Below are 15,360 nucleotides of genomic sequence, written 5' to 3'. Positions count from 1 at the left end.
GTTTGGCGGTTCGGGTGGAGCAGTCGGTGGGGTCGGGGGATCGGGTTGCGTTGGTGGCGCGGGAGCGTCCGGGTGTGGTGCCGTTGTCGTTGGCGCAGCAGCGGATGTGGTTCCTGAACCGCTTCGACACCGAATCCGCGGTCAACAACATCCCGGTCGCAGTGCGACTGTCGGGGGCACTCGACATCGGCGCCCTCAACGCTGCGGTGCGAGACGTTCTCGCTCGCCACGAGTCTTTGCGCACCGTGTATCCGGAAACCGACGGCATTGCGGCACAAGTGATTCTCACTGTCTCGTCAGCGGCACCGACATTGGTACCGCAGCAGGTGGATCCAGCCGACATTTCTCGTCGTGTGGAGCAGGTCATTTCCGCTGGATTCGATGTCACCACCGAGTTGCCGATGCGAGGCGAGCTGTTTCAGGTCGGCCCGGATGAATATGTGCTCGTGCTGGTGGCACACCATATTTCGGCCGATGGCTGGTCGATGGGTCCGTTGACGCGTGATGTGATGGTGGCGTATGCGGCGCGTTCTGCCGGTGAGGCCCCTGGTTGGGCTCCGTTGCCGGTGCAGTACGCCGATTACGCGTTGTGGCAGCGTGAGGTCCTCGGTAGTGAGGACGATCCGGATTCGATTGCTGCCCAGCAGGTGTCGTACTGGAAAGCGGTATTGGCCGGATTGCCGGACGAGCTGAACCTGCCGACCGACCGATCGCGCCCATCGATTCGCACGTACGAGGGCGGGAAAGTCCCGTTCCGAATCGATGCCGAGCTACATCGTGCATTGCTCGACGTGGCTCGAACGACGGGCAGCACACTGTTCATGGTCGTGCACACCGCGATGGCGGTGTTCCTCGCCCGCATGTCCGGTACCGATGACATCGCCATCGGCGCGCCTATCGCAGGCCGTGGCCAGTCCGAACTGGACGACATGGTGGGTATGTTCGTCAACACCCTGGTGTTGCGTACGCATGTCGAGTCGGAGCGCTCGTTCGCTGAGATTCTCGCCCGAGCAAAAGAGGCGGATCTGCAGGCATTCGCGCATGCGGATATTCCGTTCGAGCGGCTCGTGGAGGTTCTCAACCCGGAACGGTCGACCACCCGTCATCCGTTGTTCCAAGTAGCGCTCTCGTTCGAAAATCTGCCCTCGACCGATCTTCAGTTGCCGAACCTGCATGTCAGTGGCGTCCCGTTCGAGGCAAACATCGCGAAGTTCGATCTGTCACTCACACTTCGCGAGCACGTCCTCGCTGGTGGCGACCTCGATGGCATCTCAGCCGAGTTCTCCTACGCCGCAGACATGTTCGACGACTCGACTGTGTCCGACTTCGCGGCGAGATTTGTCAGGTTGCTCGACGACGCGGTGGCGGATCTGTCGAAGCCGGTCGGTGATCTAGCGCTCCTGGGTGCAGGTGAGGCCGACTCTCTGACACATGCGCATGGCGGAGCGGTAGCCTCGGCATCGACTCTGCAGGAGATATTGACGGGGGGAGTCGCTCTCGACCCCGAGTCCGTGGCGGTCCGTATTTCGGGTCGGTCGGTGACCTATCGCGAACTGGACGAGACTTCCTCGCAGTTGGCGCGTGTGTTGATCGGTCGCGGAGTCGGACCGGATACCGTAGCTGCTCTTGCATTTTCGCGATCGTACGACATGCTCATGTGCGTCTGGGCGGTTGCCAAGGCCGGTGGCGCTCACCTGCCCGTCGACCCGAACTACCCGTCGGAGCGAATCGAACACATGCTGTCCGATTCGGCGGCCGTTGTACGCATCACAGCGTCGGCGCACGTCGATGCGTTGCCGGCCGGGAATTGGATGTTGCTCGACGGCGACGAACTCCGCAAGGAGATCGCTACGCACTCCGCCGATCCGATCACCGATAGCGACCGCACCGCTACGTTGACGACCGATCACCCCGCCTACGTGATCTACACGTCGGGTTCGACAGGGCTGCCGAAGGGCGTCGTGGTCACTCATGCGAGTTTGCGTGGGGTGCTGGATTCGGCGATCGAGTTGTACGGTGTGACCCAGGAGAGTCGATTCCTGCACATCTGTTCACCCAGCTTCGACCCTTCTGTCCTGGAATGGATGGTCACGTTCGCTGCTGGTGCGCGGTTGGTGATCGTCCCTGCGGACGTCATCGGTGGCCCCGATCTTGCCGAGATCTTGGTCTCGGAGAAGGTGACTCACTCGATCATCACGCCCGCGGTATTGGGCACGATGGATCCCGAGGGTATGGACAGCCTGCGGGTTCTCTCCGTCGGTGGCGATGTGACCACCGCCGAACTGCTTGCGCGCTGGGCGCCGGGGCGCCGGTACTTCAACGGCTATGGCCCGACGGAGACCACAATCATTTCCTCGTTCGCCGAGCTCGAACCGGGACGACCGGTCACGATCGGTGCACCGGTTCGGGGTACGTCGGCACTGGTCCTGGACAGGCGACTGCGGCCCGTCCCGGTCGGTGTCGCAGGTGAGCTCTATCTTGCGGGCGAAGGACTTGCTCGTGGCTACCACCAGCGGGGTTCCCTGACTGCCACCAGATTCGTCGCGGACCCGTATTCGAGTACGGGTGCGCGGATGTACCGTACCGGTGACCTCGTCAGATGGACCGGACCGGAGGTTCGGGAACTCGAGTTCGTCGGGCGCTCGGACTTCCAGGTCAAGATTCGTGGCTTCCGCGTCGAACTGGGAGAGGTCGACGCGGCACTTGCCGCTCATCCGTCGGTGGCCTTCTCTGCCACCCTCGGAAAGGATCTGCCCTCTGGCGCAACGGTTCTGGTGTCCTACGTGATGCCTGCCGTTGGTGCCTCGGTGGATCCGGTTGCGGTAACCGAGTTCGTGCGCCGGACATTGCCGTCGCACATGGTGCCGTCGTCTATCGTGATTCTGGACGAGGTTCCATTGACCCCGGTCGGCAAACTCGACCGCCGCGCTCTTCCTGAACCGGTGTTCGAAGAGCAGGTGTACCGGGCTGCCGAAACCGATATCGAGGAGATCATCGCCGAGGTCTTCGCCGATGTATTGCGTATGCCGAGGGTAGGAGTCGACGAGTCCTTCTTTGCGCTCGGTGGCGACAGCATCGTCTCGATTCAGCTCGTCTCGCGAGCCAAGGCTCGGGGTGTCTCGTTCACTCCGCGTGATGTGTTCGAACGAAAGTCGGTTTCTGGTCTTGCCGAAGTTGCGGTCCGGCTCGAAGATGCCGACCGTGCCACGGTCCTGTCCGAACTGCCGGGTGGTGGCATCGGCTCGATGCCACTGACTCCGATCATGCGCAAGGTAACGGAAGCGGGCGGGCGCTTGGATCGGTTCTCCCAGTCGGTGTCGGTCGGTTTGCCTGCAGAAATCGATCGGGCTCTTCTCACGGCCACTTTGACGGCGATCGTCGATCACCACGACATGTTCAGGGCGGTATTCGCGAACGGTGAAATGGCCGTTCGGGAACAGGGCAACGTGGATGTGGGCCCGGCGATCGACAGGGTTCGCGTGGACCCTTCGATATCGGGTGCTGATCTCGAGGCTCTGGCCTCCGACAGGTTGTCCGCCGCTATGGGGCGTCTGAGTCCGGCCACGGGTGCGATGATCCAGTTCGTCTGGTTCGATTTCACCACCGCAGGCAACGCCGATACCGTCGAGGAAAGTCGGCGCGGTGTGCTGCTCATCGTGGCCCATCACTTCGTGGTGGACGGTGTCACATGGCGCATCCTGCTCCCTGATCTCGCGGTCGCGTGGTCGCAACTCGCTGCAGGGCAGCAGGTATCGCTGCCGGCCGTGGGCACCTCGATGCGTCGGTGGTCGCACGGACTGATCCAGGCAGCTGCAGCACCGTCACGGCGTGAGGAACTGTCGATCTGGAAGTCCTTGGCAAACTTCGACGATCCGCTGGTGGGTCGACGGCCGTTCGATCCGACGCGCGATGTCGTACGGACCGTCGAGCGTGTCGAGGTAGAGATTTCCGCTGACACGACCGATGCGTTACTGACTCGCGTGCCGCGCCTCTACCGAGGTGGAGTCAACGACGGATTGCTGGCAACCCTGGCATTGGCAGTGGCAAGGTGGCGTCGAAATCGTGGGATCTCCACCACGAGTGCGCTGTTCGCACTCGAAGGCCATGGCCGCGAGGAAGCGGTCGTCCCAGGGGCTGATCTGTCGCGGACCATCGGTTGGTTCACCAGTGCTTATCCCTTGGCGCTCGATCTGGATGGAATCGACATCGACGACGCGTTCGCCGGCGGTGCCACCGTCGGTGCGGCGGTCAAGACGGTCAAGGAGCAGATTCACCGTGTGCCCGATCGTGGGATGGGATACGGACTGCTGAAGTATCTCGACGACGAGACCGCCGCAGAATTGGAATCGGTCCCTTCCGGTCAGATCAGCTTCAACTATCTGGGTCGGATTTCTTCGGCCGAGATTCCGGCTGAGCTGGCGGACTTCGGATGGGCTCCGACGGGCGCCCTCGGATCTTTGACCGCCTCGATGGACGAGGACATGCCCGCCAACTCGACCATCGATATCAACGCCATCGTGACCGACGGCCCAGATGGTCCGAGATTGGGCGCCACGTTCGCGTTCCCCAACGGGCTGGTGGACCGTGCGGATGTTTCCGAATTGGCTGATCTGTGGACCGAGGCGATGGAAGCCCTGTCCGATCACAGCCGCACCGCCGAGGCAGGTGGACTGACACCGTCGGACTTGACGTTGATCGAATCGACTCAGGACGAGATCGATTCGTGGGAGTCCACCTACCGAAGCGTCGAAGACGTGTGGCCTCTGACTCCGCTGCAGTCCGGGCTGTTGTTCCACGCGATGATGACCGAATCGACGGTGGACGTCTACACGATGCAGGCTGTGCTGGACCTGTCGGGTGTCGTCGATACCGATCGTTTGCGGGCTTCAGGGCAAGCGTTACTCGATCGCCACAGCAATCTCCGAGCCGCGTTCGTCTCCGACAGTGACGGCCGACCGGTCCAGGTGGTTCTCGGCGCTCTGAAACTGCCCTTCCACGAGATCGATCTGATGGATGTTCCCGAGGACTCTCGACGCGCGGAGGCGAAGCGGATACTTGTTGCCGCTCAGGCCGAGCGCTTCGATATGTCCGAGCCACCGCTCATCAGGTTCACGCTGATCAAGGTCGCCGAGGATGCCTGGCACCTGGGCATCACCAGTCACCACATCCTGCTCGACGGGTGGTCCATGCCGTTGCTCATGCAGGATCTGTTGATGCTGTACGCAGTCCGTGCCGACACGTCGGTGCTGCCTAGAGTGCGGCCGTTCCGGAACTTCCTGTCCTGGCTCGACGGCCGTGACCGAGAAGATTCGCTCGATCGTTGGGCGGCTGCTTTCCACGGGGTGTCGGAACCGACGCTGCTCACCGAAAGCGCACTCCCCTCGGGGGCGGTACCGGGGATCGGCAAGATCGAGGTCTCGCTGTCGGAGGAGCGCACTGGCGTGCTGTCGGCGATGGCCTCGAATTTGGGTGTGACGATCAATACTGTCGTGCAAGCGGTGTGGGGGATACTTCTGGGTCGTCTCACCGGACGCGCAGATGTGGTCTTCGGCGCTACCGTGTCGGGACGTCCGGCCGACCTTGCCGGCGTCGAGTCGATGGTCGGACTATTCATCAATACGTTGCCGGTTCGAGTGGATGTCGGAGACGGGCACTCGCGGGCAGAGACTCTGGTGCGGCTGCAAGGGCAGCAGGCGGATCTGCTCGATCACCACTATGTAGGTCTGACCGAGATTCAGCAGCGCATCGGCGTGGACAGATTGTTCGACACGCTCCTCGTGTTCGAGTCCTACCCCATCGACCGTGACGCGATCGCTGCGGCAAGTTCGGTGGATGGCCTTCAGATCACCGGTGTAGGCGTCGACGACGCCACGCACTACCCGTTGACGGTTCTGACAGTCGTCGAGGCAAGACTCGAGCTGACGTTCAAGTACCTGGACACGGTCCTCGACGGTCGGTACGTGACCGATCTGAGTCGGTGGTTCCTTCGAATTCTGGACGCGATGATCGACGACCCGACTGCACGAGTGGGGACGATCGACCTTCTGGATGCGAACGAACGAGAGCAGGTCGTCATGGCCTCGACCGACCTGGATTCGGGCACGCAGGGTGCGCGTCGATCCGTCGGCTCGGATATGCAGGTGCTTCCACAGGTGCTCGCGGAGATCGTCGAGGACGACCCGGAGGCTCCCGCGATGGTCGCCGGTGAGGATGAGATCAGCTACCGAGCACTCGATGTCGCCTCGTCCACACTTGCTCGTTCGCTGATCGAACGAGGCATCGGACCCGGAATGTCGGTTGTCGTGCATCTCCCTCGTTCGAGGCCGGCGATCGAGGCATTGTGGGCAGTGGCCAAGACCGGTGCTGCGGTAATTCCTTCGCAACCCGGGTCGCACAGTTCGTTCGCCGAAGGCACCTTCGGTGTCACAGTCGAGCAGTACCGTGAAACGGCACCGACGGGTCCGACCTGGCTCGTCGTCGACGATGCCGAATTCGCCCGGGAAACAGCTTCCCGACCGCGGCATCCGGTCTCGTACTCGGACCGATTGCAGTCTCTGTCCGGAGATCACACAGCTCTCACGCTGCCTTCGGGTTCGCTCACTCAGTCGGAATTGATGCTTCGCATCGCGGATTACGCCGATCGATTCGAGCTGGGATACGACACCCGTAGCTTCCACTACGGGCCGTTCGATTCCGACGCGTCCATCTTCGAGGCCTTCGCGGTGACGTCGAGAGGTGGCGCGCTCATCATGGGTGAGCCGGACGTCGACATTGCCTCGGTGGCCGACCTGTTGTTCGACTCGTGGGCGACCCACGCGTTCGTGCCGATCGAGGTACTCGAGCAGTCGGGTCCGGAGGATCTCGACGACCTGGTAGTCGTGATCGTCACAGATGGGCCCGCGACGGGTGATGCTGTCGAGATTTGGACGGACGGGCGGACTGTGACGTCCATGTGACCCTCGACCTGCGCTGTGGGCTCGCGAGGTAACGGAATGCGGCTGAAACGGGATAGATGTCCGAGGCGTGCGAACCCGGTCACGATCGGCTCGGATTGATCGTGTGGTGGTGAGCCGAGCTGGGCTGGCTAAACTTGCTCTGCGCGTTCCACCCCGGGACGGCCGTTCGACACTGGGCTGTCTGTTCAGCCGTGTCTTGTCGGCGACCCGGGAGAGTCCGAGCCGAGACCATCGAATTTTTCGACAACGAAGGTGATCCGCATACATGACGTTCCGTACCCGGCCAGATCGAACACAGGGCTCGACGACATGAGTGCGAGTGAATCCCGCAGTCGGGTCGACGGTGCTACCCGTGGAAGCGGTCGCCGGTCACGAGGAGAACGTCCGAACCGTCGTCATGGTGTTCGAACAGAGTTACTTCCGCAGCTGCTGACGAGCGCGGTCGAAACAGCAGGCGATTCGATTGCGCTGATGTCCGCGGGAACCTCGGTCAGCTACCGCGAGCTCGACGAACGGTCGTCGCAGCTGGCCAGAGCGCTCGTCGAACGAGGGGTCGGTCCCGGCGACCGAGTCGCACTCGCCCTGCCGCGGTCCGTCGAATCGGTCCTTGCGGTGTGGGCAGTCGCCAAGACCGGAGCGGCATTCGTGCCGGTGGATCCTAATTATCCCTCCGATCGGACACAGCACATGGTCTCCGATTCAGGAGCCGTACTCGGTCTCACTCTCGAATCCTTCGCAGCAGGCCTTCCTCGTGGTGTCGACTGGCTCGTGCTCGATGACCCGAGTCATGCTTCGGCCGTCGAGAGTTACCCAGCGCACCCGATCTCCTATGCGGACCGGGTGCGACCGCTGCTCGAGTCGCACGCGGCCTACATCATCTACACGTCCGGATCGACAGGGTTGCCCAAGGGCGTCGTGGTGACCCATTCCGGTCTCGGACCGCTCGTGTCGGCGGAGCGACCGCACTATGGTCTCTCGTCCGCCTCTCGGATGCTGCACGTCTGTTCGCCCAGTTTCGACGTGTCGGTCCTCGAATTGTTGCTGGCATTCACCTCCGGTGCGACGCTCGTGGTTGCTCCGCCGTCGATCGGGGGTGGCGAGGAACTGGCCGACCTGCTCCGTGAGAAGCACGTGACCCACGTACTCATCACGCCGGGTGCGCTCGGGTCGGTAGATCCGAACGGCCTTCCCGACCTCGAGGCGGTCGTCGTGGCGGGCGATAGTTTCACCGGCGAACTGGTGACGAGATGGGTCGGCGCCGAACGCGGTGCGGGATTGCCGCACCGTCTGTTCTTCAACGGTTATGGACCTACCGAGGCGACCATCCTGGCAACCAGTACGGCGCCACTCGTGGTGGGTGAAGCTCCGGTCATCGGCACACCGATCCCAGGTCTCGGTGCATTCGTGCTCGATAACCGGCTCCGCCCCGTTCCTGCAGGCGTCAGTGGTGAGCTCTACCTGGCGGGTGCGCAACTCGCCGAGGGATACAACAAGCGGGCCGCATTGACTTCGGAACGATTCGTTGCCAACCCCTTCCCCGAAGCGACGGCAAACGGGCAGAATTCCTCGGGAACCGGTACCCGCCTGTATCGCACCGGAGATGTCGTCCGACGTGACTCCGACGGCATCACCCACTACCTCGGCCGTAGCGACTTTCAGGTCAAGATTCGTGGCTTCCGGATCGAGTTGGGTGAAGTCGACAGCACTCTCGCCACTCATCCGCACGTGCAATTCGCTGCCACCGTCGGTCGCGAACTTCCCTCCGGTGAAACAGCATTGGTGTCGTACGTACAACCCACTGCAAGTATGGACTTCGACATCGACGAGCTTGTCGAACACCTCGGCCGCACGTTGCCCGCACACATGATTCCGGCCCAGATCATCGAGCTGGAATCGGTTCCGCTCACTCCGGTCGGTAAACTCGACCGGGCAGCATTGCCGGAGCCGGTCTTTGCCGGCAAGGAATTCGTGGCGCCGGTCACCGAGTTGGAGAAAACGGTCGCCGAGATCTTCGCCGAGGTGCTCGGAGTCGAACGCGTCGGCAGAACCGACTCGTTCCTCGACCTGGGTGGAAACTCCCTCGTTGCAACCCGGTTGGTTGCGCGTCTCGGCGCGGCTCTGGACGTCAAAGTCCCAGTTTTGCTGCTCTTTGGAAACCCAGCTGTCGGTGACCTTGCTCGTGAGATCGAGTCGCGAGCACTCGGTGGCGCACATGCTGCTCTGGCTCCTCGAGACCGGCCCGACCGGATTCCGCTCTCACTCGCTCAGCAGCGGATGTGGTTCCTGAACAGGTTCGATACCGCATCCGCAGTGAACAACATCCCGGTTGCGATTCGGTTGTCCGGTCGGCTCGATGCGAGTGCGTTGTTCCATTCCATCCGCGACCTGATCGAACGGCACGAATCTCTTCGAACGTCGTACCCGGACATCGACGGCGTCGGATTTCAGAGCATCGGATCTGTGGACGACGTTCTTGCAGAGCTCACTCCGATCATCGTCGATCCGGACGATGTCACCGCCGTCGTGATGGATACGGTGTCGAGCGGATTCGATGTCACAACCCAAGTGCCCCTTCGAGTGCGGCTGCTCCAGGTCTCGGCCGAGGAGCACATTCTGGTGTTCGTGGTACATCACATCTCCGGCGACGGAGTTTCGATGGGGCCACTCACTCGCGACGTGATGACCGCATACCACGCCAGAACGCAGAATGCGGTGCCCGACTTCGCGCCCTTGCCGGTGCAGTACGCGGATTACACCCTGTGGCAGCGCGACATCCTCGGATCCGAACTCGAGTCGGATTCGGTCATTTCCGATCAGATCGAGTACTGGACGAAGGCGTTGGCGGACCTTCCGGCCGAGCTGTCGCTGCCGTTCGATCGGCCCCGGCCAGCTGTCGCTTCGAATCTCGGTGCCACGTATACGTTCACAATCGATGCCGAAACGCATCGGCAGATGCGCTCCTTGGCGACGGCATCGGGCGCCAGCGTGTTCATGGTCGTTCACGCGGCACTCGCCGTGCTGCTGTCACGGCTTTCGGACTCCACCGATATCGCCGTCGGCACACCAGTAGCGGGTCGCGGTGACGAGGCCCTCGACAACCTCATCGGCATGTTCGTCAATACGCTCGTGCTGCGTACCGATACGTCGCCGAACCTCCGTTTCCGTGAACTGTTGGACGCCGCACGTGGGGTGGATCTCGAGGCGTTCGCGCATGCCGATCTGCCGTTCGAGCGGCTGGTGGAGATCCTGGATCCAGAGCGAAATGCCGGACGCCACCCGATCTTTCAGGTCATGTTGACCTACCAGAACTTGGAACCGTCTCGGTTCGCCCTGCCTGACCTGGCCGTGACGGGAGTGGACCTCGATGTCGCGATAGCCAAGTTCGATCTGCAGTTGGCGATCACCGAAATGGCGTCGGATGCTGGTGGGGAAGGCCCGCTGGCCGTCGAATTGACCTATGCGCGTGATCTGTTCGATGAAACAACAGCGGTCAGTTTTGCTCGCAGGCTTACCGCGATAGTCAGCGCCGTAGTCGCGGATGCCGATGTGGTGATCGGCGATATCGAGATCGTGGACGAGGCCGAGCGTGCGGCGTTGAGCGCTGAGGGCACCGAACTCGTCGATGCCGGTGATGCAACGCTCGTGGCGCGCTTCGACGCTGCCGTACGTGCGAACCCAGGGGCGCCCGCCGTCACCAGTGGCGATGACACCCTTACCTATGCGGAGCTGGATGGCAGAGCGAATCGGATTGCACGGGCGTTGTCGGCGACCGGTGTGCAACCGGAAAGCCTGGTGGCGGTTGCGCTTCCACGGTCGGTCGATCTGATCGCGGCGATCTTGGGGATTCTGAAAGTCGGTGCGGGATACCTCCCGATCGACACGAGCAACCCGATCGATCGCATCTCGTACATTCTCGGGGATGCAGTACCCGGTGCCGTGATCACGTCCTCGACAGAACTCGCCTCGATCGGCGCGTTCGACTGTCCCATGGTCGACGTCGATTCTGCGTCGGTGACCGAGCTCGACGGATCCGCACTCTCCGGTTCCGAGCTGCCGAGAAGTGCGTCCGCCGACAACGTCGCGTATGTCATTTACACATCCGGTTCGACTGGTCTCCCGAAGGGTGTCGCCGTCACCCACCGAAACGTCACAACGCTGTTCGCGGCCGCGGCGCAGCGGTTCGAGTTCAGCAGCGACGACGTATGGACCATGTTCCATTCCTACGCATTCGACTTCTCCGTATGGGAGATCTGGGGCCCGTTGCTGTCCGGTGGTCGGCTGGTGACAGTGGACTACTACACCTCTCGTTCACCGGAGAAGTTCCTCGAACTGCTCGCACGTGAAAGCGTCACCGTACTCAATCAGACGCCATCGGCGTTCGCTCAGCTGGCCGAGGCTGAACGTTCCGCAGGGGATCGTGCACCGGCACTCTCCTTGCGCTACATAGTGTTCGGTGGTGAAGCGCTCGATTTGAGCTCGTTGGAGCGTTGGTATGCCCGTCATCAGAACGGTCCACTGCTGGTCAATATGTACGGCATCACCGAGACCACGGTGCACGTGTCCTTCCTCGCTCTCTCGCGGGAGATAGCGCACAGGGCCAGAGCAAGTGTGATCGGCGAAGCGCTGCCAGGGTTGACGGTCCGTGTTCTCGATTCGCGGCTGGGCCTCGCGCCCATCGGCGTGGCAGGCGAGCTGTATGTGAGCGGCGGACAACTTGCCCGCGGTTACCTCGGCAAGTCGGCACTCACCTCGACACGGTTCGTGGCCGACCCGCTCGGACCGAGTGGAACGGTGATGTACCGGACCGGCGACCGAGGCCGTTGGAATGCCGGCGGGCAGCTCGAGTATGCCGGGCGCAGTGATTCCCAAGTTCAGCTGCGCGGGTTCCGCATCGAACTCGGTGAAGTCGAATCTGCGTTGCTCCGAGATTCCGACGTCGCCCAGGTGGTGGCAATGGTTCGCCGAGACCTGCGTCAGGGCGCCGATACCGAAGACCGCGAGGGCGAGTCTCTCGTCGCGTACGTCGTGCCCTCGGCTGGAGCGTCCATCGATATCAACCGATTGCGTTCTGTTGCAGCACAATTCTTGACCGCCTATATGGTGCCGGATCTTATCGAAATCCTGGACGAACTGCCGTTGACGGTCAACGGCAAGCTGGACCATCGAGCACTGCCGGTGCCGGTGTACGCATCGGGGTCACCCTTCCGTGCGCCCAGCACACCTGCCGAAAAAGCAGTCGCGGATGTATTCGCAGCGGTTCTGTCCCAGGAAGTGGTCGGGGCGGACGACTCATTCTTCGAACTCGGCGGCAATTCGCTCGACGCAACCAGAGTCATAGCCAGACTGAACGCGGCACTCGACAGTGATGTGTCCGTTCGAGAGCTTTTCGAAGCTCCGACTGTGGCAGCACTTGCATCGTGCGCCAGTCGTCATCTCGGTGTAGGTGGCCGAAGGACACTGGTGGCTGCCGAACGTCCCGAGCGTATTCCGCTTTCACTTGCCCAGCAGCGGATGTGGTTCCTCAACCGCCTCGATCCCGGCTCGTCGGTGTACAACATTCCGCTGGCGATCCGGTTGACAGGCGAACTCGATCTCGACGCACTCGACAGAGCCATCCGCGATGTGATCGGCAGGCATGAGAGCCTGCGAACGAGTTATCCGACCGACGCGGACGGCCCGTTCCAGAAGATACGTGAAGTCGCCGATGTCGGACTCGACCTCGCACCGATTGTGTGTGCGAGCGAAACCGAACTGATCGATCGGGTTCGCGGCACCATCTCGCGTGGCTTCGACGTGTCCATCGACATGCCGGTCAGGGCCGAACTGTTCGCGCTCACCGAAACCGACCATGTGCTTGCGGTATCGGTTCACCACATCTCGGCAGACGGGGTGTCCATGGCACCTCTCGCACGAGATGTGATGACGGCCTACGTCGCAAGGATCTCCGGCTCGGCCCCGGCCTGGGCTCCGCTGACAGTGCAGTACGCGGACTACGCGCTGTGGCAGCATGACGTACTGGGTGACGCAGAGCAGGCCGACTCGATCGCAGCCGGCCAACTCCGTTTCTGGACGGAACAGCTGCTCGGTGTCCCGGACGAGCTGGATCTGTCAACAGACCGGCCGCGTCCGCCCCAACAGTCGATGCGCGGACGATCCTGGGCTACGTCACTGACTCCGGAGATGACCGATTCGCTGAACCGGATCGCGCGTGCCAACAACGCATCGTTGTTCATGGTCGTCCATAGCGCGCTTGCAGTCCTGTTGGCTCGGATGAGCGGCGGACGTGACATCGTGATCGGCACTGCAGTCGCCGGTCGCGGTGACGCCGCGCTCGATGGGCTGGTCGGAATGTTCGTCAACACGCTCGCCCTTCGGGTGGACGTCGATCCCGCGGATCGATTCGATGACCTTCTCGACCGAGTGCGGAGCGTCGACCTCGGCGCTTTCGCCAATGCGGACGTCCCTTTCGAGCGGGTAGTCGACGCAGTGTCCCCGACCCGCTCGGTCGCCCGCCACCCGATCTTCCAGGTGGTTCTGTCGCTTCAGAATCAGGAGCAAGCCACACTCGAACTTCCGGGGTTGTCCATCTCGGTTCTCGACGGCGCTGAACTGGCGGCCAAGTTCGATCTTCAGGTGACGGTAGAACGCGTCGGCGATCGATTGCAGGTCGTGTTCACCTATGCGACAGATCTGTTCGACGAAGAGTCGATTTCGCGCTTTGGAGAGCGTTTCACCCTGGTGCTCGACGCGATCGCCGGCAGCACCGAGGTGGTCGTCGGGGACATCGACATCCAATCCGACACCGAGGTCGACCAAGGGCACGTCCTGACAGCCGCACCCTCGGCCGATATCGCATCAACCGCAGGTGCCGAAGGGACAACGCTGGCCCAGGTGTTGCGCACCGTGGTCGACGAAGACCCCGACGCGCCTGCAATCTCGATCGGCGACGTCGACATCTCTTTCGGCGAGCTGGACGAACGGTCGTCGCGGTTGGCACGAGAGCTGATATCGCGGGGTGTCGGACCTGGGGATGCGGTCGCCGTGGCCATCCCGCGGTCGGTCGAGCAGATTGTCACACTCTGGGCTGTCGCCAAAAGTGGTGGTGCAGTGACCGGTCCCAGGTCGAACACCGCGGTCGTGAGTATCGCGGCGACGGCGGAGGCGGTCGAGAGTTCGGTCGGCGGGTGGATCGTCCTGAACGACGACTCGGTGATCAAGTCCGTTGCCGAGCGTTCCTCACGACCAGTGGCGTATTCGGAACGAGTGCGACTTCTTCGCCCCGATGATCCATTCGCCTTCTTCGATGGGGTCGACCCACCTCTGGCCCACGGCCCACCTCTCTCCCACGGCGATGTCGTCACGATCGCAGACTCGCTTCGCGGACTCCTCGGGGTGACCTTCGAATCGCGTACTTACGGGACCGCGAGGTTCGGCACCAGCTGGTCTCTACTGGAGTTCGCGGTCGCGGCGTCAGCAGGCTCGGCGATGGTCGTGTCGGCGCCTGGTGAACCCGAGGATCCCGAGTCGGTGATCGTCGAACAGTGGGTGACCCATGCGTTCGTCTCTCGTGCTCAGGGTGCGGCCCTGGAAGCGGGAATCGAGGCGGAAGATCTCGTGTCCGTCGTTCTCACCGAGAATCCGGTCGATACGCAGCTTCCAGCGTCCGACTCCGCGGCGGGCTGGACGATCTTCGGCTGACGGTCCAGTCGTTGTACACGAGTGGACCGTCACTGTGTGTGAACTCTCGGTGAAAACCTGCACTTGACTTGCTTGTCGCATGTATGTCGCGTGTTCACTTCTATCACGGTTCTATTTCGGCCGCCCTGTAGCGAAATGGGCCGATAAAAGACGGTCGGTGTAGTCAGCGGCTTTGATAGCCGAAAGTGTTGTGGGCTCCTTTGGGCGCTCAGGGCGCATTTCGGGGCCTACCTAACTCAGATTTCCCTGTTCGAGCGTGGCGTGAGTGATTGCAGATCGGTCGGCGCTTGGTAGCCTTCAGAGTAGATTCAGGACTTGTAAAACAGACTTTTCATTTTGATTGGGTCATGAATTTCCGCTATAACAGCGCAATCACGACACAATCTCGACGCTGAGTCAGTCCGTATCCCGACCGATTGCGAGGTACTGCCCACCGATGAATGCGAAAAACCCGAACTCGGGCGACATCGAATCCGACGTCACCCCTGATCTGTCGGCCGCAGGACCGGTGAGATCCGGTCGATCCAGTGGGCGTAACAAGGACAGGCGCAAGCCTCGCACTCGTAGGGCGCGCGTTGCTCTTCTGCCGGATTTGTTGACGGCGGCGGTGGAGCGGAGCCCAGAATCGTCGGCGTTGGTGTGTGGGTCTGCTGAGATCTCCTATCGGGTGTTGGATTCGCGGTCCTCGCGGTTGGCTCGGGTGTTG

3 protein-coding genes are annotated in these 15,360 nt (G+C 62.2%); all 3 read left to right on the top strand.

Features of this window, described 5'->3' with window-relative positions; all coding sequences use genetic code 11:
- The coding region (locus tag QMK32_RS24525; protein WP_502943758.1) for an amino acid adenylation domain-containing protein at positions 1 to 6,956 on the top strand (6,956 nt) is incomplete at its 5' end.
- 309 nt (positions 6,957 to 7,265) lie between these two features.
- Complete coding sequence (locus QMK32_RS24520) at positions 7,266 to 14,654, top strand: non-ribosomal peptide synthetase (protein WP_283478157.1); 7,389 nt, start codon at positions 7,266 to 7,268, stop codon at positions 14,652 to 14,654.
- A 436-nt stretch (positions 14,655 to 15,090) separates the two neighbouring features.
- Positions 15,091 to 15,360, top strand: a 270-nt coding sequence (locus tag QMK32_RS24515) for a hypothetical protein (RefSeq protein WP_283478156.1), incomplete at its 3' end; no start/stop codon positions are given.

It is taken from the genome of Rhodococcus sp. H29-C3, assembly GCF_030063405.1.
Taxonomy (GTDB): Bacteria; Actinomycetota; Actinomycetes; order Mycobacteriales; family Mycobacteriaceae; genus Rhodococcoides.
The sequence above is the reverse complement of the archived record's forward strand: the minus strand, read 5'-3'. Positions and strand labels throughout refer to the sequence as shown.